Source organism: Croceivirga lutea, from assembly GCF_014235875.1.
GTDB classification, from domain to species: Bacteria; Bacteroidota; Bacteroidia; order Flavobacteriales; family Flavobacteriaceae; genus Croceivirga; species Croceivirga lutea.
In genome coordinates this window covers 39820-61228 of the sequence record NZ_JACJUK010000001.1, presented here as the reverse complement: position 1 = coordinate 61228, position 21409 = coordinate 39820, and the positions used below count along the sequence as shown (strand labels likewise).

The 21409-nt window shown below is 35.1% G+C and carries 19 protein-coding genes; 11 read left to right on the top strand and 8 right to left on the bottom strand.

Annotated features, from left to right (window positions below; translation table 11 throughout):
- Positions 1-24: 24 nt before the first annotated feature.
- The 3 genes from H5V42_RS00310 to H5V42_RS00300 all read right to left on the bottom strand — a co-directional run bounded on the left by H5V42_RS00310 (position 25) and on the right by H5V42_RS00300 (position 5838).
- On the bottom strand, positions 25-3408 hold the full coding sequence (locus H5V42_RS00310; protein WP_185781117.1) for a ThuA domain-containing protein: 3384 nt from the start codon (positions 3406-3408) through the stop codon (positions 25-27).
- 255 nt (positions 3409-3663) lie between these two features.
- The gene (locus H5V42_RS00305; RefSeq protein ID WP_185781116.1) at positions 3664-4917 is read right to left on the bottom strand and encodes an MFS transporter; all 1254 of its coding nucleotides are present in this window, start codon (positions 4915-4917) and stop codon (positions 3664-3666) included.
- Positions 4918-4989: 72 nt separating this feature from the next.
- Positions 4990-5838: a hypothetical protein gene (locus tag H5V42_RS00300; RefSeq protein WP_185781115.1), complete on the bottom strand. Its 849-nt coding sequence runs from the start codon at positions 5836-5838 to the stop codon at positions 4990-4992.
- Positions 5839-5977: 139 nt separating this feature from the next.
- Between H5V42_RS00300 and H5V42_RS00295 the strand changes: the two genes are divergently transcribed.
- The 9 genes from H5V42_RS00295 to H5V42_RS00255 all read left to right on the top strand — a co-directional run bounded on the left by H5V42_RS00295 (position 5978) and on the right by H5V42_RS00255 (position 14479).
- Complete coding sequence (locus tag H5V42_RS00295) at positions 5978-9202, top strand: VPS10 domain-containing protein (RefSeq protein WP_185781114.1); 3225 nt, start codon at positions 5978-5980, stop codon at positions 9200-9202.
- Entirely contained in the window at positions 9202-9903 is a 702-nt protein-coding gene (locus H5V42_RS00290; protein WP_185781113.1) for a DUF2490 domain-containing protein, read from the top strand. Before H5V42_RS00295 ends, H5V42_RS00290 begins: the two co-directional genes overlap by 1 nt.
- Positions 9903-11123: a bifunctional alpha/beta hydrolase/OsmC family protein gene (locus H5V42_RS00285; RefSeq protein WP_185781112.1), complete on the top strand. Its 1221-nt coding sequence runs from the start codon at positions 9903-9905 to the stop codon at positions 11121-11123. Before H5V42_RS00290 ends, H5V42_RS00285 begins: the two co-directional genes overlap by 1 nt.
- A complete protein-coding gene (locus H5V42_RS00280; protein WP_185781111.1) occupies positions 11123-11605 on the top strand; it encodes a YdeI/OmpD-associated family protein in 483 nt (160 codons plus the stop codon). The genes H5V42_RS00285 and H5V42_RS00280 overlap by 1 nt, the downstream gene beginning before the upstream one ends.
- A gap of 57 nt (positions 11606-11662) precedes the next feature.
- Positions 11663-12259, top strand: a complete 597-nt coding sequence (locus tag H5V42_RS00275) for a superoxide dismutase family protein (protein WP_185781110.1) — start codon at positions 11663-11665, stop codon at positions 12257-12259.
- A 117-nt stretch (positions 12260-12376) separates the two neighbouring features.
- Entirely contained in the window at positions 12377-12907 is a 531-nt protein-coding gene (locus H5V42_RS00270; protein WP_185781109.1) for an RNA polymerase sigma factor, read from the top strand.
- A 1-nt stretch (position 12908) separates the two neighbouring features.
- Positions 12909-13697 carry an anti-sigma factor gene (locus H5V42_RS00265; RefSeq protein ID WP_185781108.1) on the top strand — a complete coding sequence of 263 codons (789 nt, stop codon included), beginning with the start codon at positions 12909-12911 and terminating at the stop codon, positions 13695-13697.
- Positions 13698-13703: 6 nt separating this feature from the next.
- Positions 13704-14273: a cysteine hydrolase family protein gene (locus H5V42_RS00260; RefSeq protein WP_185781107.1), complete on the top strand. Its 570-nt coding sequence runs from the start codon at positions 13704-13706 to the stop codon at positions 14271-14273.
- Between the two features lie 20 nt (positions 14274-14293).
- Positions 14294-14479, top strand: coding sequence for a hypothetical protein (locus H5V42_RS00255; protein ID WP_185781106.1), 186 nt, complete (start codon positions 14294-14296; stop codon positions 14477-14479).
- A 1-nt stretch (position 14480) separates the two neighbouring features.
- Here the strand turns inward: H5V42_RS00255 and H5V42_RS00250 are convergent, their stop codons facing one another.
- Together H5V42_RS00250 and H5V42_RS00245 are read right to left on the bottom strand one after the other, a co-directional pair.
- On the bottom strand, positions 14481-15476 hold the full coding sequence (locus H5V42_RS00250; RefSeq protein ID WP_185781105.1) for a VOC family protein: 996 nt from the start codon (positions 15474-15476) through the stop codon (positions 14481-14483).
- 4 nt (positions 15477-15480) lie between these two features.
- The gene (locus H5V42_RS00245) at positions 15481-16191 is read right to left on the bottom strand and encodes a TIGR04283 family arsenosugar biosynthesis glycosyltransferase (protein WP_185781104.1); all 711 of its coding nucleotides are present in this window, start codon (positions 16189-16191) and stop codon (positions 15481-15483) included.
- A gap of 197 nt (positions 16192-16388) precedes the next feature.
- Between H5V42_RS00245 and H5V42_RS00240 the strand changes: the two genes are divergently transcribed.
- Positions 16389-17174 (top strand): DUF547 domain-containing protein, encoded by a 786-nt coding sequence (locus tag H5V42_RS00240; protein ID WP_185781103.1) that lies wholly within the window; start codon positions 16389-16391, stop codon positions 17172-17174.
- Between the two features lie 95 nt (positions 17175-17269).
- Here the strand turns inward: H5V42_RS00240 and H5V42_RS00235 are convergent, their stop codons facing one another.
- From H5V42_RS00235 to H5V42_RS00225, 3 genes are all read right to left on the bottom strand, one after another.
- Positions 17270-18553 carry a tetratricopeptide repeat protein gene (locus tag H5V42_RS00235; protein ID WP_185781102.1) on the bottom strand — a complete coding sequence of 428 codons (1284 nt, stop codon included), beginning with the start codon at positions 18551-18553 and terminating at the stop codon, positions 17270-17272.
- 84 nt (positions 18554-18637) lie between these two features.
- Positions 18638-19360: a DUF4331 family protein gene (locus tag H5V42_RS00230; protein ID WP_185781101.1), complete on the bottom strand. Its 723-nt coding sequence runs from the start codon at positions 19358-19360 to the stop codon at positions 18638-18640.
- Between the two features lie 20 nt (positions 19361-19380).
- On the bottom strand, positions 19381-20064 hold the full coding sequence (locus tag H5V42_RS00225) for a DUF4331 family protein (RefSeq protein WP_185781100.1): 684 nt from the start codon (positions 20062-20064) through the stop codon (positions 19381-19383).
- A 128-nt stretch (positions 20065-20192) separates the two neighbouring features.
- On the opposite strand from H5V42_RS00225, the gene H5V42_RS00220 reads away from it, so the two are divergent.
- Complete coding sequence (locus tag H5V42_RS00220) at positions 20193-21389, top strand: LETM1-related biofilm-associated protein (protein ID WP_185781099.1); 1197 nt, start codon at positions 20193-20195, stop codon at positions 21387-21389.
- Positions 21390-21409 lie beyond the last annotated feature (20 nt).

The following is a 21409-nucleotide window of genomic DNA, read 5'->3' as shown; positions in this document are numbered from 1 at the left end:
ATTGGTTGGTTAATTGGTTGTTTATTAATTAAACTGAACCTGCGTTATTGCAAAAGTTCCTAATTCTGCACCTTCTGCTTTATACGTTAAATACAGTTCAGATTGTATTCCGTCTGTCTTCTGAATTGGAATGACAATGGCTCCACCTTGACCACCAGTAGAAGCTGGGTCTAAAGTTCCACTACCGATAACCTGACCATCAGAACTACCTGTTCTAAGCTCCATAGTATAAGGTATAGTTGGTGGTGCTTGCCAACCTACTATTGCCATTATCGTAGATACTCCTGTTAAATCTGTGTTTTCAATCTTCAACCAGCCCTCAGCATCATTTAACAATTGTAACTGCATTCCATTAAATACCATAGCCTGCATGCCTTTAGTTGGTGTACCTTCAGGGAAGCTCATACTATTACTAGATAAAGCTATAGTTTTGGAACCAGTTAATGGTAAAGCCTCTGAAGTACCCTCATCTGTATAACTAGCCGTTAGTAAAAATAATTCTCCATTTTGTTTGGCTTCTGGTCTTACCGTACCCGTTAAAGGTAACGATGGTTTTCTAGTATCACCACCTGTTAACGATTGAATATACTGTGTAATTTGTCTAGCTTCTAATTGCGTAACATTAGGGTGCGCCGGCATAGTTACTTCACCCCAAACGCCTGTGCCACCAGCAATGATTTTGGCCATTAAATAATTTGTAGCTCTTCTATCACCTTTATACTTTGTTGAGATGTCAACATAACTTGGACCTATTGAAGCTTCCTTTTCTTTATGACAAGACTTACAATCCATACTCTGGGTTAATGCTTTGCCCATTACCGCACCAGAAACTTGTTGATGGCCCATATTCATATTAACCTCATCCATTCCTTCTCTATAATCAACTGAAACATAAACATTACTCAAGTCTACATTTCCTTCAGCATCTGTAACCGAAACTTTGTAATTTATAGGTTGACCAGGCACGTAAAAAGATTTATTAGCCTGTTCTAAATCAATGGACACTACTGGCCTTTGATTACCTGCAACAATAGTTTGGTCTGTACTTTTTATGGTTTCTCCACCTGAATCTTTTGCCGTAACACTTAGTTTATAAGAACCTGCATTGTCATATGTATGTGTTAGTTTTGGCTCACTAGTTTCTTGGGTACTACCATCTCCTAAATCCCAAACATAAGTCATTTCATCACCTTCTCTATCGTGCGCTTCTACCGTTGCGTTTACTGTTAAGGGTAAAGAACCAGAATCTACATCAACTATAAAACTGTCTATTACTGGTGGTCTGTTACCACCATTATATTCAATATAACCTAATCCGCTATCTGGATTTGCAGAGAACCAACCACTGCCATACTCTAATAAATAAACGCGACCGTCTGGACTCATTTCCATGTCTATTAGGTTACTCACCTTTATATCAGAAGCAAAAGGTTCCATTTTATTAAAACTACCATCTTCAAATAAATGAACTGCCATCATCCAACCACGCATCCAATCATAAATGATAACTTTTCCATCATAATAAGCGGGTAAACCACCACCATTGACATATAAATCTGACCAATAGGTGGGTCCTGCCATGGCATTTCTACCCCCTGTTGCAACTTGCGGAAAATCTCCTGTTTCGGCATAAGGATAATATACATAGGCTGGTTGTGCAGGTGGTAATTCTGTTAATCCTGTATTATTTTCAGAATCGTTAATAGGTTTTTCGGGGTCAAAAGGCTCTCCAAAAGTTCCAGTGGCATAATCATAATCTCTGTAAGCATAGTTATCTCCAATAAACAATGGCCAGCCAAAATTACCTGGTTGACGAGCTTGGTTCATTTCATCATACCCGCGTGGGCCTCTGGTTGCTAAACTATCTGCTCTAGCATCTGGCCCTACATCACCCCAATAAACATAGCCTCTTTTTAAGTCTACTGAAATTCTGTATGGGTTTCGATGTCCCATAGTATATATTTCTGGTCTTGTTTTTTCTGTTCCGACCGGAAATAAATTTCCTTCAGGAATATCATAACTTCCATCTTCATTAACCTTAATTCTTAATATTTTACCTCTTAAATCGTTGGTATTACCAGATGAACGTCTGGCATCATATTGTTGCTTTCCTGGCAAATCATTTAAAGGTGCAAAACCATTGTTTACATAAGCTACCTCTGGTTCATTAAACGGTGTAGAGTTATCTCCGGTTGATAAATACAACAAACCATTACCATCAAAAGCAATAGAACCCCCTGTGTGACAACAAATTTCACGCTGACTATCCACTTCTAAAATTACCTGCTCAGAGTCCATAGCAAAGTTTCCGTCGGCGTATTTAAATCTAGATAATCTATTTATCCACTTATCTCCTGTAGGAGAATAGTATACATATATCCAGTTATTTTCTGCGTAATTAGGGTCTTTTTGTAAACCCATTAAACCTTCTTCAGCATTCACTCCAGGAGTTTCTAACGTTTTATAATACACGTCTAAAAAAGCAACTTGGGTTAATTCGTTGGTTTCATTAGAGTACAACATAACTTCACCCCTGCGCTGTGCTATTAAAACATCGTTATTAGGTAAAACAGTCATTTCTGTAGGCTCAAAAAACTTACCAGTTGAAAGTGAAACTTTAGAAAAACGGTCAATTTCTGGTGGTATCTGAGAAGTTGCTTTACTGTAATCTAATTCTAAATTTTTACCAATGGCATAATCTATTCCGCCTTGTAAATGTTTAAGAAATAACGCTTCTGAATAACTTTCATCTGTGTGCCCACCAGCAGTATAAAAAGCTCTACCTCCGTCAAAGTTGTGATACCAAGCCATGGGGTGATTGTCTCCATTCTGGCCACCCTCGTAGGTAGATTCATCAATGGTAACCAACACATTAACACCGTCGTAAATGTTTTTGTAATTATACATTTCATCGGTTCTATGCCAAATTGTATCTGTGAAAAACGAAGTTGATGGATGATTTTTATCCTTTATAATAAAATCAGCCTCAGGTGTACCGGCGGGGTGACTTAAAAACTGGGCACCTGCTAATCTATTATACCAACCCCAATCATACTCAGTATCAGCAGCTGCATGTATACCTACATAACCACCACCAGCTTGAATATATCTTTCAAAAGCTGCCTCTTGACTTGCGTTTAACACATTACCAGTGGTACTTAAAAAAACAACAGCTGAGTATTGTTTTAAATTCTCATCTGTAAATAAATCGGCATTCTTAGTTGTATCAATAGAGAAGCCGTTTTCTTTGCCCAACTTTTCTAGGGCTGCTATACCTGCAGGAATTGAAGCATGTTTAAAGCCTTCTGTTTTGGAAAACACCAAAAGTTTTGGCGGTCCTTGACGCTTTTTCTCACAGCCAATACTAATAAAGAGCAAACAAATTGCTCCCATAATGAACTTTTTCATGTTAGGAAGTAATAAAATTGTAGAATTCGTAAAGTTTAGTTTTTCTATTCGGTAAAATACCGAATTTTGGGTAAGATAATTACAATTTTGGTAATTACCCATTTCTATTGTCTCAAATTGAGAAAATAAATGTACGAATCATCTCGTATTCAAATAAATATTCTGCATTCATTTTAAACTATACGAATAACCATTATCTCGTTTATGAAGTAACCTTCAAAAATATTTGATACCGTAATCAAGGTTCTACGCGTTCTAAACTGCGTACTTACGATGGTATAATAAAGAAGCTATTGCGCCAATAAACGCAAACGCACTTAACATTAAAAACACATATTGATGCCCTATTTCCTCCCCAGGGTGAGCGTCTAATAGCATACCATATGCTGGTCCAGCAAAAACATCAGGTGTGTATCCAATTAGAGAAATAAGCCCAACGGCCGTTCCTGTTAATGCTAAGGGTATTTTACCAACTTGCATAACCCCAAAATACAATGCTCTTGTGGCGTAAACACCTGCTGCAATTACAATTACAGAAAAGAAGAATAAAATTGTGGTTGAAGGGCTAATTATTCCCGTCGCAAATAATATTCCTCCAAAAAATGTAATTATAAAACTTAAAAATAACAACCATGTTATTTTAAAACGGTCAGCGAAAAAGCCTATAAGAATGCCGGTAGTTGGTCTTAAAAATTGTAAAAGTGTTCCCACTTTGGCAGACTCAACTTGGTTATACAACATTACTTCTTCTGCATATTGCGATATAATATCTGTTATTTTATACCCAACATAACCGCATAGAATTATAATCATTAATAACCAAACGGCTGGCAGTTTTAATACTTCTTTCAATTGTTGCCATGTAATTTTTTCTAAGACCTCCTTTTCTTGAGCTACAGGTGATTTCATAAATAACCAAACCAAGATTCCCACAACTATGATTATTATTGAGGCACTGTAAATTACATAAGTAAAGGCTTGTTTGCGGTCTTCTAGAGATGCCGTTGTAGGCTCTTCATATAAAAAGAAGGCAAAAATAATTACCCCTAATAGTCCAAATAATGCACCGGTAAGCCCTCTACCGCCGTCTAAAAAACCAAATGCTTTACCTTGAGCTTCTACCCCGCCCCAAATTCTAGTTGCTTTAATCATTGGAGCCCAAAACAAAAATATTGTTGTAAAACCCCACCAGCCATAAAGTAGTTGTAAAACATATAATTTTGGGTATTGCGCAAATACAAAACCACCCAAAGCAGTTAACCAAAGTGCTATTGCAATTAATTTTCGAGGTTGATATTTGTCGGCAATTGGGCCTCCAAATAAATAAGAAACCATAGCTACCAAACCATAAACCGAAAAGCACAACCCTAATTGTACATTATCTAATTCTAAAACATCTAAAACGGTTGGTCTAAAAATTCTGGGTAAAACAAATGGTAAAATAAAAATGGCTTCACCAGATAAAATAAGTAGTAGTAAATAGAGCCAGCTGGGTTTGTTTTCTTTCAAAATGTTGGGTTGGTTGGTCTAAAAATCCCGAAAAATCTTCAGAATTGCAAAATTGTAATTTGTATCTAATTTTTATTGGTTGGTATTCACCTTTACCCATTTAAAATAATCGGTTTGGTCTTTAAATTCCGAAATACCCAAAATCCAACAGACTTCAGAAAAGTCAGAAAAATCTAAACCTCCAGCTTTCATTGATGTGTTTAAATACCTGCCCTCTTCGCCATTATAAGCATTTGCTAAAGCAATAGCTAACTGCCAAATTGGTAACATCTTTGCATTTAGAAACAATTCTAAGGTGATATTATCATCTGCTCTAAAACCAGGAGTACCGTTACCGGTGGCGTTACCATCTGGTATTTTTTGGTAATGCGCATTCGATTTTACATAGGATAAACTAGACGGTGTTGTCGTCTCCTCATTCCAATCAGAATGTTGCACTACATGATAGCGTTTTTGTGATTCAAATTGGGGTAATTGTTTTTTTATTGCTTTCAACAGGGCGGCTGAAAAATCAGACTGCCCACCTTCTGCAATCCATATAGCACCTCCATTTTTAATAATAGCTATTGCCTTTGTGGTAACTTCATTAACTGCGTTTTCAAAATCAGCATCAGCATCACTCCAATTAGTTCCAAATGCCAATTTGCAAAGCTTATTTGGCGGAACGTACAGGCCTGCTTGCATGCCGTAAGTACCAGAAACAGCATGGAAATTAACACCACTAAATGCTTTGGTATTGGCTAAAGTTGCAAAAGCGGCCGCTGAATGCAAATCATCAACATCAGTTTTAAAATCATAATGCAATAGCAACAAATCGTTTTCTAAGTCAAAAGGCTTTTCTGCAGCTCTTTGAGCACTTAACACACTTGTTATAAAAACTATTATAACTAGTAAGGTGAATTGACGTTGTTTCGTAATCATGATTTTAGTTCAGTTTTTCTAAAGCTACATAATTATACAATTCCAACTGCCGTTGCTGAATCTAATTTAGGCGTTAACATCATGTTAAGAAACTAGCTTTACCAATTCTTTATCTTTAGGCAACTAATTCAACTCACAAATGAAAAAATTACTACTCTTCTTGATGCTAGTTGCATCTACGGCATTGTATTGCCAAGAATTTTCAATGGATTTGGTTCAAGATTTAAAACCAAGAAACATTGGCCCTGCTGGTATGAGCGGGCGGGTTACTGCAATAGATGTGGTAACCAATAATCCAGATATTATGTATGTTGGTACCGCTTCTGGTGGCCTCTGGAAATCTACTTCTGGTGGTATTAAATGGGAACCTATTTTCGACAAAGAGGTAACTGCTTCTATTGGTGCTGTAGCAATTCAACAATCTAATCCTTCTGTGATTTGGGTAGGAACTGGAGAAGGTAACCCAAGAAATAGTTTAAATGGAGGTTATGGTATTTACAAGTCTCTAGACGGTGGTAAAACCTGGAAAAGTATGGGCTTAGAAAAAACCCGTCATATCCATAGAGTTATTATTGACCCTACCAACCCTGATGTTGTTTATGTTGGGGCCATTGGCTCACCTTGGGGAGAACATCCAGAACGTGGTGTCTTTAAAACCACAGATGGTGGTAAAACATGGAACAAAATTCTATTTGCAAATAACAAAACAGGTGTTGCAGATATGGTTATAGACCCTACCAACCCTAATAAGCTTCTTGTGGCGCTTTGGGAACATAAAAGAGACCCGTGGTTTTTTAAATCTGGGGGTAAAGGTAGTGGCCTATATATGACTCATGATGGTGGTGATAATTGGAAAAAACTTTCTAATGAAGATGGCCTACCAAAAGGGGAATTGGGAAGAATAGGAATAGCCATGGCCAAAAACAAACCTAATGTGATTTATGCGCTAATTGAAGCTAAAAAAAATGCATTGTACAAATCAATAGATGGTGGTTTTAAATGGTCAAAAATCAATGATAAAAATGATATCGGAAACAGACCATTCTACTACTCAGACATTAGGGTAGACCCTGAAAATGAAAATCGTGTTATTTCTGTTTTTACCTATGTTAATGTATCAGAAGATGGCGGAAAAAGTTTTAAAGAATTAATGCCCGCTTATGGTGTAGATAACGGTGTACATCCAGACCATCATGCGTTTTGGATACATCCAGAAGACGGTCAATTTATGATTGATGGTAATGATGGTGGATTAAACATTTCTAAAGATGGTGGTAAGTCTTGGCGGTTTATAGGCAATTTACCTGTAGCACAATTTTATCATATTAGTGTTGATAACGAATATCCGTACAATGTTTATGGAGGCATGCAAGATAATGGTTCTTGGAGAGGCCCTGCTTATGTATGGAAAGCACAAGGTATTCGTAACAGTTACTGGCAAGAAATTGCTTTTGGTGATGGGTTTGATGTGGTACCTGATTTAGATAACAGTCAGTATGGCTATGCCATGAGTCAACAAGGATTTGTATCTAGATACGATTGGAAAACAGGGAATAATTACATTGTACGCCCTACCCCACCAGATGCTGAAACCAAGCTTCGTTTTAACTGGAATGCTGGTATTGGCCAAGACCCTTTCAATAATTCTACTGTGTATTTCGGAAGTCAATTTGTACATAAATCAACAGATAAAGGGTTAACCTGGAAAGTAATTTCTCCAGATTTAACAACAAACGACCCCGAGAAACAAAAACAAAGTGAGAGTGGCGGTTTAACAATGGATGCTACAGGGGCTGAAAACCACTGTACTATTTTGGTTATAGAACCTTCTGTTGTTGAACCAAATATGCTTTGGGTTGGCACAGACGATGGTCGTGTACATTACACGCAAAATGGTGGTGAGTCTTGGACTGAAGTTACAGCCAATATTAAAGGATTACCAAAAGGTAGTTGGATTCCTCAAATTAAAGCGTCTCAAAAAAATCGTGGTGAAGCATTATTAATTGCGAATGATTATAGAAGATTTAATTATACACCATATGCTTACAGAACAAAAGATTATGGTAAAACCTGGACACGTATTGTTGATGCCGATGATGTAGAAAGCTATACCCTTTCTATAATTGAAGACCCTGAAAATCCTAATCTAGTTTTTTTAGGTACAGATGATGGTTTATATATATCATTTGATGCGGGTGAAAAATGGCAAAAATGGAAGGAAGGCTATCCAACGGTTTCTACAAAAGATTTGGCTATTCATCCAAGAGAGCAAGATTTGGTAATTGGTACATTTGGTAGAGCCGCATGGGTTTTAGATGATATTCGTCCTCTACGAGAAATAGCCGCGAATATGGCTGTTCTGCAAAAAGAAATTGCTCTTTTTGATACTCCTGATGCATATTTAGCAGCATATCAGCAACCTACAGGTAGCAGATTTGGAGGTGATGCCTTGTACAATGCAGAAAACAAAAAGGCAGGAGCTATGATTACCTATTATTTAAAAGAAGGTAAGAAAGATGTAGCTAAGAACTCGGCTACTGAGAAAAAAGAAGAAGAATCTGAAGAAACAAATGCAGAATCAAAAGAAAAATTAACAGGCGTTCAAAAGAAGGATTCAATTCAATTTGATTTTTATAATGGTGACCAATTAATTCGAACATTAAAATATAAAACTCCAGAAAAAAAAGGATTTCATAGAATTTATTGGAGGATGGATGAAAAAGGTGCTGATAGACCTTCTCGCAAAATCAGTAAGAATACTAGAGAACGCGGTGGAGTGTCTGTAAAATCAGGAACGTATAAAGTAGTAGTTAGTTTTGGTGATAGCACAGATTCCACTACGGTTAATGTTAAAACAGACCCAAGAATAGATGTGAATACCTCAGCTTTAAATGAAGTCTATGCTGCTGGTAAAAAGCTCCAAAGCTATTCACAGACTGCGGCTGATGCAGTAAAACAACTAGTAGAGAGCAAAGATTTAGCCAATAAGTTTCAAAAAGAAATGAAAGATTTAGATGAAGATAACTACAAAGAGCAAATAGAAGCATCTAAGGCTATTGTAAAGAAAATTGATTCTGTGATTGCTTTGTATCTAGGTAAAGAAGATAAAAGACAAGGTATTACTAGAAACCCAGAAATTACGGTTATGCAACGTATAGGTACCGCATCTAGATATGTATATACTAGAAAAACCGGACTTACAACTACAGAGAATCAACTAATTAAGTTTGCTGAAGACGAGCTAAAAATGGCACTAGAAAAAACCAATATGTTCTTTACCGAAGATTGGAAACCATATCAAAACACCATTGAAAGCTTAGACCTTTCACCTTTCAAGAAAACCAAAACTTTTACTTTAGATTAATGAAGAAACTTTTTATTTCCCTTTTTCTAATTTCATTAGCAGTAAACGCCCAACAACCTGGAGAAGGTGAAAATGGTATCTGGTATATGTATTTTGGCATGAATAAGATTGCCGAAAAATGGAGCCTACATACCGAAGCGCAGTTCAGGTATTTTGAAACTAGTAAGAATTTTAATCAGTTATTATTACGAACAGGCGCAAATTACCATATCAACGATAACGCAATAGCCACAATCGGTTATGCTTTTGTTGATACAGACCCCACTTTTGAAGGTTTTGAAAGTGAGGTTAATAAAATTTCTGAAAATCGAATTTTTCAACAATTCATTTTAAAAAATAAGGTGTGGGAATTTTTGTTTGAACATAGATATCGATTAGAACAACGATTTATAGAAGTGGAAAATGAAAATAGTCCATTCTATTCTAAAAGTACAGAACACAGAGCTCGCTACAGACTTCAACTAACTTTGCCGTTAACAAATACTTTCTTTCTAAATTTTTATGATGAACTATTCATAAATCTACAAGACAATTTATTTGGACAAAATAGACTTTATGGAGCTTTGGGTGTTCATATAACCGAGAACAGTAGTTTGCAATTAGGGTGGTTGAGAAATCAGTTCTCAAACGCTGTTTTTAACAGATATCAGATAGGTTTCTTTTACAATCCCGACTTAAGAGGTGTATTCAAAAAGAAATAATGAACTCTCAAAAAATATCCTTTAAGAATAAAGATGGTCAAACATTGGCAGGTAAATTAGAATTACCTGCCAATGCTAAGCCACATAATTTTGCACTTTTTGCCCATTGTTTTACCTGTACCAAAAATTTATCTGCCGTTAGAAATATTGCAAAAGCATTAACTGCAAATGGCTTTGGTGTTTTGCGGTTTGATTTTACTGGACTTGGTGAAAGTGAAGGTGATTTTGAGAACACTAATTTTTCTGGAAATGTAGAAGACTTAGTAGCGGCTTCAGATTATTTGGCTAAAGCACACCAATCTCCTACCCTTTTAATTGGGCACTCTTTAGGTGGTGCAGCCGTTATTTTTGCAGCTGAAAAAATTTCTTCTGTACAAGCTATTGCTACTATTGGTGCTCCTTCAAATACAAACCATGTAAAACATCTTTTTAAAAGTGATTTAGAAGTTATTCAAACTACAGGTAAGGCGGTGGTTAATTTAAGTGGTAGAGATTTTACCATTAAAAAACAATTCTTAGATGATTTAGAAACCAAGTCTTTAACAGAAACTGTAAAAAATCTAAGAAAAGCAATGCTGATTATGCATTCACCTCAAGATACAATTGTAGGTATTAAAAACGCAGAAGAAATTTATGTAGCCGCACATCATCCTAAAAGCTTTGTAACCTTAGATGGGGCCGACCATTTATTAATGAAACAAGAAGACTCGTTATACGTGGGTCAAATAATAGCTACGTGGGCAAATAGATATTTAAATAGTTCTGTAGATGAATCAACTGTGTTACAATCTGAGCATCATGTTGTGGCTAGTCTGGATAAAGAAGATGATTTTACTACGCAAATGAAAGTTGGTAGCCATCATATGATTGCTGATGAACCCCATTCTTTTGGAGGTAAAGATTTTGGCCCCTCACCTTATGAATTTGTTTCAGCAGGTTTATCTGCTTGTACTGCAATGACACTTCAGTTATATGCTAAACGTAAAAAATGGCCTCTAGAAAATGTGGAGGTACATACTTCTTACAGTAAAAGTCATGCCGTAGATTGTGAAAACTGTGAAGACCAATCTTTAAAAATAGATACGTTTGAACGTGAGATTAAACTCACAGGCATATTAGATAGTACACAAAAACAACGCTTGTTAGAAATTGCAGATAAATGCCCTGTGCATAAAACCCTGCACAGCCAAACTCAAGTGGTTACCAAGCTAGTACAGTAATGAAAAGTTCAGTTTTTGAAGTTAGCCTTCAGGGTTCTCATACCATAGTTTTACCAGAAAATATTATAAATCCATTCTTAGAAAAGGGTCAAAAACGCGTGGTAGTCAAAGCCATATATGAAAATAAAGAATTAACCTTTCATGCAGCAATAACCAAATATCATGGTAATTATATTATGATGTTTAGTAAGGCCAAACAAAAAGAGCTGGGTGTTTTTCTTAATGATTATTTTCAACTTCAATTTTTTGAAGATACCTCAAAGTATGGCGTAGAAGTTCCTGAGGAATTTGAAGCCGTTTTAATGAGCGACTATGAGGCCTACCAAATTTTTGAAGAATTAACTAAAGGAAAGCAACGAAGCATTATCTACGCCATTAGTAGACATAAAAATGCGCAAACTCGTATTGATAAAACCATAATCGTATGCGAGAATTTAAAAAGAGGAATCCGAGATAATAAAGATTTGTTTAAGACTTTTTAATTGGTGCTGCTTGTATTTATTGTTAAATTACAACTCAACTTAAAAACACACAATCAAATGAAAAAGATATTACTAATGCCAATGGCATTAATTCTACTAACAGCTTTTAGTTGTAAACAGGTAAAAAAAGAAACAGAAGAGGTTTCTGAAGAGATGGAAGAAATGGTTGATGAAGCCAAAGAAATGGTTGAAGAAGTTAATGTCGAAACCATTAATTTTCAAATGGAACCAAAAAGTGGAAGCACAGTTACTGGAGACGTAACCTTTACAGAAGAAAATGGCGTTGTTAAAATGAAGGCTATGTTAACTGGTTTAACCGAAGGAGAACATGCAATTCATATTCACGAAAAGGCGGACTGTTCTTCTGATGATGGAAAATCAACTGGTGGTCACTGGAACCCAACTGGTCAACCACATGGAAAATGGGGTGCAGAAGAAGGATACCACAGAGGAGACATAGGTAATTTTACTGCAGATGCTGAAGGTAACGCTACAGTTGAATTTGAAACAGACCAATGGTGTATTGGTTGTGAGGATGAAACAAAAAATATTGTTGGTAAAGCTGTAATAGTACATCAAGGTGTAGATGATTTTACTTCTCAACCAAGTGGTGCTGCCGGGGCCAGAGTTTCTTGTACGGGAATTATTCAGTAATCAAATTATTTCATGAAAAAAGTCGCTTATTGAGCGACTTTTTTTTGTGTATATTTTGAATGTTAAAAAAATCACAATGCCTTTTAAATTCAATTGCTTTCCTATATTTGAAAGACTATGAAATTAGAAACATTAATCGAAAAATTTCAACAAAAAGATACCGCTGCTTTTGAGCAGTTACATCTTATGTATGCTGAAAATATATGTGGAGTAATTCACACCATAATTAAAAATAAAGAGCGTTCAGAGGAATTGTGCCAAGATGTTTTTATAAAAATTTGGAATAATGCGGATAGTTATAATAAATCAAAAGGCAGATTTTTTACATGGATTTTAAATATAGCGCGTAACGCGGCTATTGATGAATTGCGCTCAAAATCTCATAAAAACTGGAAAAAAAACCTCAGTACAGATTACTTCGTAGGTATTCTTGAAAGTTCAGAAGAAACTAACGAGACTATTGACACCTCTGGACTTCGAAAATTAGTACAAGGGTTAAAAGAAAAGTGTACCCAAATAATAGAATTATTATACTTTAAAGGTTTCACCCAAAAAGAAGCCGCTGAACAATTAAACATTCCGCTAGGTACCGTAAAAACTAGAAATAGAAATTGTATTTCTCAATTAAGAGAAAATATTAGTATTTAATATGGATACACAAGCCTACATAGCATCTGGAATACTTGAACTTTATGTTGCAGGGTTACTTTCACCTATAGAAAACTTAGAGGTCTACGATAATGCCCAGCAATATCCAGAGATTCAAAAAGAAATTGAAGCTATTGAAGCTGCGGTTTTAGCCTTATCAAAAACGGCAAATCCTGGGTACAATCAAAATAACTTTAGAAGAATTCAAACCTTTACAAGTGGTGTTAAAAAAGTTGAATCAGCAGCTACCAATCGTAAGCTATTTAGTGGATTAGGTTGGGCTGCAGCTCTTATTTTAGCTGCCGGTTTGGTTTGGATGTATATACAAAATAACAAGCTTGAATCTGAATTTGAAATAGTTACGCAACAAAAAGACACGCTAAAAAAAGAGGTTTATGATGCTAACATACAAGTTGCAGAAAACGAACGTATTTTAAATATCATTCGAGACCAAGATGTTTCAATAATTACTTTAGGCGGACAAACCGTATCGCCTTCATCTTTTGCAAAAGCATATTGGAATAAAAACAATCAAAAAGTAGTTATAGACGCAAGTGGTCTGCCTGAACCACCTCCCGGATTTACTTATCAAGTTTGGTCTTTGAAATTAGACCCTTTAACCCCTACCAGCCTAGGGTTACTAGATGATTTTGCTGAAAATGATAAAAGACTTTTTGAGTTGAGTAATACAAATGAATCTGAAGCCTTTGGAATTACTTTAGAGCCAGAAGGTGGTAGTGAAACTCCAACCCTAGAACAGCTATATACATTAGGTACAGTGGCTTCTTAAATACATATGATAGATACGTTTGCTTTACTATTAATTGATATTCAAAAAGGCTTAGACGAGGTCGACTTTTATGGCGGTTATCGTAATAACCCTAATGCTGAAAATAACGCAGCCATCCTTTTGAATTGGTTCAGAGAAAAAAACAAACCAATTTTTCATATTAAACACAGTTCAACGAACCCAAATTCACCATTACATGCCTCTAAAGAAGGATTTTCAATTAAAGAAGTAGTTAAGCCATTACCAACTGAACCTGTTATAACTAAAAACGTTAATTCTGCTTTTATAGGAACAGATTTACAGAAACACCTTCAAAAGCAAAATATCAAAAATTTAATCATTGCAGGTTTAACCACAAATCATTGTATTTCGAGTACTGTTAGAATGGCTGCTAATCTTGGTTTTGAAGTAAACGTAATAGCTGATGCATGTGCCGCCTTTGACCAATTTGGCATTGAAAATCAAAGACAAGGGGCGGAGTTGGTGCATCAAATCACCTTGGGCAACTTAAAAACGGAATTTGCTCAAATCTTCACAACCCAAGAAATTTTACAAACACTAAATAACCATTTCTAACTTTTACGTATTTTTCGGCCATGGATATTAAAAAGATATTTGGAGCTACACTTACCTTACTAGGTATTGGTGGACTGGTTTATACCGCTATTTTATTTGGAAACAATCATGCAAATACTAGAGCCATGATAGTCTATGGTGTTCTAGGTGCCATCTTCTTTTTCTCTGGAATTGGATTGTTACGAACCACAAAAAGTAGTTCTTAAGCTATAAATCTTTAGTTACTCGACTAAATTTTAATGTTTTAACCATCCAATTAGGCAATGGTTTCTTGGCGTTTCTGTTTTTGAGATTTATAAACAAGCCTAGTTTTTTACTAACTGGTACTTTATGGGTTTCAACTAGTTCAATTAAAGTGCCATCTGGGTCCTCTATATAAGCAAATCTACCTGCGGCTTCACCCATATCAAAACTTTCCGCACTATCCACTTTAAAATTAAATCCCATCTCTCCTGCCTTGTTCTTTAAAATTTCAATACCCATAACATCAAAACATAGATGAATATAACCAAGGTCTCCCCATAACCTATCTTTAAATATGCTATTAGGTTGACAAGATAGGTTTTGAACTAATTCTATTTGGCATGGCCCAAGTAATTTGCCAAAGCCACCAACTGCTCTTTTATTATGTTTAAGTAGTACTCTTCTAAATTTTGATTGACCACCAGGTAAATTCTTAAAACTCTCTATATGTCCTGTTTCGTCAAGAATTGTAATATTAAAACCTAAAATTTCTTTATAAAAACGTATTGCTTTTTCAATATCAGACACCCCAATTATAGCACCCATTACTCCGCCGTTGGAACTAGTTTTAGTATCACAAAAACAATAATCGTCTTGTACTAATTGAATCCAATTGCCAAATTTATCCGTAATAAATTCTTGGGAAATTCCGGTTTTTGACCGCAACTTCATCATATTAATACCTAAGTCACCTATTTTAAATTCACTTTTGGGGCCAACGGGTTGCCTATTTAAAAATTGCCAAATTTCTAGGCCCCCGCCACCAATTAAGTTCATAGTTAACAACGCTTTACGTTTTTCTACCCTACCATTGGTGTATTTGGTCATTAAATTAGCTTCAGCTTCATCTTCAAAAACTAGAATATCAAAGCCAAAGTTTTTACGATAATAGTTAAATACCGCATTAGCATTGCTGACACCAATACCTATTTGCTGAATACCATTTATAGTATAATCCAAAAATTTAGTTTTTGGTTTGGTAAGAAAGACGTAATAAGCGGTTGTGCAGTACTTTTAATTTCTCCGCAGAAAAACCCATTTTAAAAAGTATGACTAAAAGTAAATTAGATAGATTAACTCGTAGATAGGAGTTTTCTTGATATTTCCGCGCTGAAACAATGAGCTCATTAGGAACAATTTTATAAGAAACCTTGGCTTTTTTCATCCGTTTAAAAAACTCAAAGTCTTCCATTAAAACTTGTGCTTCATTAAACCTTCCTAGTTCTTCAAAGGTTTTCCTTTTAATGAACAAACATTGGTCTCCCCCACCTGTAAAAACCCCATCTTTTTTTGTAAAAGACGCATTTAAGTTAAGAAGGAAACTTTCTTTATCAAACTTATAAGAAAAGAAGCCCGCCTCATTTCCACTTTCTAGCGTAGTCATAATATCTTTAAAAAAACCTTTTGGTGGTCTTACATCGGCGTGCATGAAAACAAAAACATTACCCTTAGCCAAATTAGTTCCATAATTCATCTGGCTTGCTCTCCCCTTTTTTTTACAATCTATAAACTGTATGGGTTTTGAAAAGTTTAAATTCAGGGTATCATCCTGATTAGCACAAGAAACACATACTAAAACCTCATACTCAAAACCCTCCCCTATCATTAATAAGGTTGGTAAAAGTTCTTTTAGATTATCAATTTCGTTGTGTGCAGGTATGATTACACTAATCATTAATAACGTTTTATTTAGTTACGTAAATAGGCTATTTAGGGTTTTAAAAAAATCACTTATAAAAACAAATTAAATTTGATACGAATCCATTTCAATATTAATGCTATACTTCTAATTTTAAGTAAATACTTTTGAAAGGTAACAAACAACATACGACCAAACCTTTAGTCTATTGTTATCGTATTTAAAATAAAACTATGTACAGACTATTTTTATCTTTTCTTTTATTGCTTTCTATTGTGGGTTGTAAAGTAAAAAGAACAGAGTTATCACAACAGAATAATCCTACCAATCTCAATACCTTATCTGAGCGTTTATTGCAAAATATCATCGAAGATAAAGACACTAAAGCTTTAGAAGAAGAACTGGCAAATATTTCTTTTGATACGCTAGACAGCACCTTACGTACAGATGCGCAGAAGTACGCTTTTTGGCTAAATATTTACAATGCCTACATACAAATTGTACTTACTAAAAATCCTGATTTGTATAAAGACAGAAGAGATTTTTTTTCAAGAGAACAGCTAAAAATTGCTGGAGAGCAAATTTCATTTGAAAAAATAGAACACGGCATTTTAAGAAAGTCGCAATGGGGGTTTGGTTTAGGATATGTTAGAAAATGGTTCCCCGAAAAATTCGAAAGAAAATTACGTGTAAGTAAGCGCGATTTTAGAATTCACTTTGCCTTAAACTGTGGTGCTAAAGATTGTCCGCCTGTGGCAGTATATACTCCAGAACGCTTAGAAGAACAGCTTGAAAAAGGTACTGAACGTTATTTAAAACAATCTTCTGACTATGATAAAGCAACAAACACTGCTAAAGTTACATCATTATTTAATTGGTTTAGAGGCGATTTTGGCGGGAAGTCTGGGGTGAAAAAAATATTGAAATCGTACAAAATAATTGACGATACTAAGGATGTTTCTATTTCCTATAAAAATTATGATTGGACACTAGACCTTGATAATTTTATTACCCTATAACTAAAACGCCACGGTCCCCACCGTGGCGTCTCTAAAAACAACTAAACATCCAACAAGGAATTCTTAGTATAGGTAATGGTTAATGGAGCTAGATGCTACAATTGTTCAATTTCTTGTCTACTCCCCGGACCTAATTCATAAACCGCGCCTATTAATTCTTGCTTAAGCGCATCAACTTTATCAAATTGATTAGTAGCCTTGTACACTTGTGCCACACTAAGTAATATTCCTGGTTCGTAAGTTTTACCCACCACGTAATTTTCAATTATAGCGTTGGCTTTTACTTTTTGCCCAATTTTTAAATAAGCAGTTGCTAGCATGGCATAAGATTCTGGTGTAGCTCTGTTTTCTACTTCGGTTTTAGCTATTGCTAATGCCTTATTCAGCTGTACATCATAATCTAGAAAATAATCAAAATGATAATTGTTATACATATGACCATATGCTATGTTTTTTGAAGTTTCATAGAATAGCTTCATATTTTCATGGTACAAACTAGAATCTCCGATAAAACTTGCGATTTCTGATTTTAGCAAAAAATAATCTGGAGCATTATAATTAGAGGTAACCGCGTCTAAAATTCGTAAGGCTTCTTTACCATTTTTTTCATGTGAGTAAACTATCCAAGCAATGCCTTTTTTAGCATAAGCATTATTAGGGTCTAGTTGTAATGCTTTTAGATAATGATTATAGGAGTCTTTTAATCTACCGGCATGACCGTAATAATCGGCTAAATTGGTGTAAGACCATAATTTTAGATTCTTATTATTGGCGCTTTCGGCTTTAGCCATAGCCTTTTCCATCATTAAAATGGTGGTGTCTAAATTGCCTTTATAATCGTTCCATTTTGCTAAACGAATTAGATAACCGAAGTCTGAAAAATTCTTTAACTCTTCTAAGTATTTCTCAGCAATGTCATAATTGCCAAGTTCCATATGTATATCAAAATAAAGACTTTGAGTATCCTTTTTTCCTTCATTTTCAGCATTAGCCAAATCTGCTAGTTGCAGTGCATCTTTAAATCTATGTTGTGAGATGTAATTTCTTGCAAGCGCCCGAGCATAACTTGCCTTATTAATATTGGCTACTTCTAACGCTTTTATTAAGGCTTTTTCGGCCTTTTTTAACTGTGCTATATCACCCGTATTTTTAAAAAAACGGTTGTACTCACTACTTACATTTGCCAAAGCCATCATTTGAACACTATCCGTTTTAATTTTAGCATTCCATAATTCGTAGTATTTAGAAGTTTTTTCAGCAGTTTCGGTGGCTTCTAAAAAAGAGTTGTAGTCCTTTGAATTGGTAACAAATGATGTGTTTTCATTTGTACACGACATTAATAATATGGTAAGAAAAAAGGTATATACTAAGGTTTTCATTGTTGTTGTTTTTAGTTGAAAAAAGCAAAAGGGAGAGGCAATCCCCCAACTCCCCCTAATGCACATTAATCATAGCAATTTTGCTTATTCAGGATTGCTTAAATAGGGAAAAGTTGAAGAGATGGTGGCAGTTAACGGAACACCGTCTGTAACTAATTGGGGCAAACCGTTTTCTCCATTAAAACGTGCACCGTTTCCACCACCAAATAATAATATTAGTGACACATCTATAACATCATCTTGTGGAGTTCTACCGGTTAAACCAATACCACCTTCATATGTTGGCGCACCAGCTCCAGGATTAAAATAAGTTGTAGCTGCATCTGGAGCTACTTCTAATACGTCTGTTGCCAATACCGTTGTTAATACCTCTGCAGTTACTGGATTTTCTGTAAAACCGTCATTTTCAGGACCATTTAAAATATCTCCTAAAATATTTGGTTCAAAATCAACATCTTCAGCCGTAAGACCAAGAGCTACTGCATAAGCATCATGATAAGCTTCTAATTGATTTTGAAATACTGGTTGAAAAATTGCACCCATTTCAGCTGGTATAGCTTGGTTGTGCATATCCTTAACATCACTTGAGCTCAGAACGGTATTAATTCCTGGTCTTCCCATAAAGTCAACTTGCACATAGGTACCAGAAAAATCAGGGTCCATGCTCATGGTATCATCATCCATCATCATGTCGTCATCCATCATCATATCATCATCCATCATGCCATTATCATCACTATCACAAGAAACTACCATGGCTAAAGTTGCCATTGCTAATAATCCGTATTTTAAATTTTTGAATATCATATCTCTACTATTTTTGTTGATTATTGTTTTCTGTTTGTGGTTACCCAAGTCTTATAAACTGGAACTCCCAATACATTAGTTCCTGTTGCTGCACCCAACCTATTGTTAGGTATTTCAATAGCAATAGACATTGTATTTGCGCCATCAAAGGTGTCTTCTCCTGGCACATTAAAGCCAGAGTTGTCTTCTGCTGAAGGCATTACTACTTCATTATATCTGAAGAAATCAAAGAAGAAAGGGTCTTGGCGGGGTCCTGCAAAAAGCATTACACCATCTGCAGTAGTTTCTACAATTGCTTCTGTTGTTGAAATTTCAACATCTCCAAGGGGAGCATCTACAGCAACTTCACTTGTTAGACCGGTAGTACTTGGCGCTACTGGACCAAAGAAATACATTCTACCTTCTCTTGCAATGGCTTGTATTACCATATCTTCTGTTAAATCGCCATCTGCATCAATATTAATTTCTGTTAATACATCTTCATCAAAAGTGCCGTAAGCAAGGTCTGGTAAAACGCTTGATTGCAGGTCTACAATAAATACGGTGTTATCTGAACCTGCTTTAGGTTCAAATGCAAAATAATCGGCAATGTCTGCCGAGGTACCCATGCTCCCTGGAGCATCAATATGGTCGGCTGCTACAAATATTCCGGTGGCAATTGCTAGTGCACTAATACCTAGAATAATTTTACTTGATTTTTTCATCCTATCTTTTTTAAGAGGTTAATTACCTTACCTACGCAAGCATTATTCAAGGGTTTGGTTTATTTTGTTAAACTCTTCTTAAACCTATTCAAGTAAATTTTTACTTTTGAAGAATCAATCAAAAAACTATGAACCCTTCAACCTCTGGCTGGATTAAGAAGTTTGGGTATAATCTCAAAAAAACAAAACAGCCCTATTCTACTTTTGAAGCATTGTATAAGGGCTTATTAGATTCTGGATTTATTTATGGTATACACTTATATCCGCCCGCATGGATGCCGACAGAAATTAAACTTACTGAGGATGAAATTGCCAAAATAAACCTACTCAATGCCCTTTACTTTAGTTATGTATTCGAACGTAAAGACACTACATTCTCTAAATTTTTAGAGGTAGTTTTTGAATATTACAACGAAATTGAATTAGGTAAAATCTCGTTTTTAAATAAAATCTTAACGGGCAATAAAACTGAAGACCAGCTAGAGAAGTTACTAGATTCTCGAATTTATTTGAATGGAAACGTATTTAATAAAGCTATTGGTAATAGTTTAACCAATTCATTACTTTTTGTTGATGTTTTAATATTTCAAGCGTATTTACGTGGTGTAAAATCATTAATGGGTCATGCAAGGCTTTTAGAATATGTAACCATTAATATTGCCTACCATGCATTAAACTCTAAAGAGATGAATAAGAATGATGCTAAGCTGATTCAATTACTGGCATCTTCTTTATCTTTTGTGGATTTAAAACAAGACGAATTTGATGGTACATATCTAGATTTATTACACTCTAATTTTACAGCAATTGAGCGTCAATATTTATTAGATATTGCATGCTTAACTGTGTGGGAAGATAAGGCTATAGATTATACTGAATCTGAGTTTATATATGAAATAGGTAACGACTTAAATTTTGACCAAAAAACTATAGGACATTCTTTAAAAAATGTGGGTGCTTTTTTTGCTACTAATATTGAAAAAATACCTTATTTAAAAGACCAAAATTTAGCTCAGCGGTATTACGATGGAATGTCTAAAAATGTAAGTAGACTTATTCTTAGAAACGGGAAACGACTTAAAAGAGAACTTCTAGAAAGTAAAGAATTGGTTTCTTTAATTTCTAAATCAACAGTAAAAGAATTAACCAAAGAAGAGCGTAAAAAGGTACAATTACAACTTTTAGATGTATTTAAATCAATACCATCTTTAGCTATATTTATGTTACCGGGAGGAGCTGTTTTATTACCAATTGCCGTAAAATTAATACCAACTTTATTACCTTCAGCTTTTGATGAGAACAGAGTTGACAAAGAGACAGAATAAGCAACTATAAGATTTTTCTA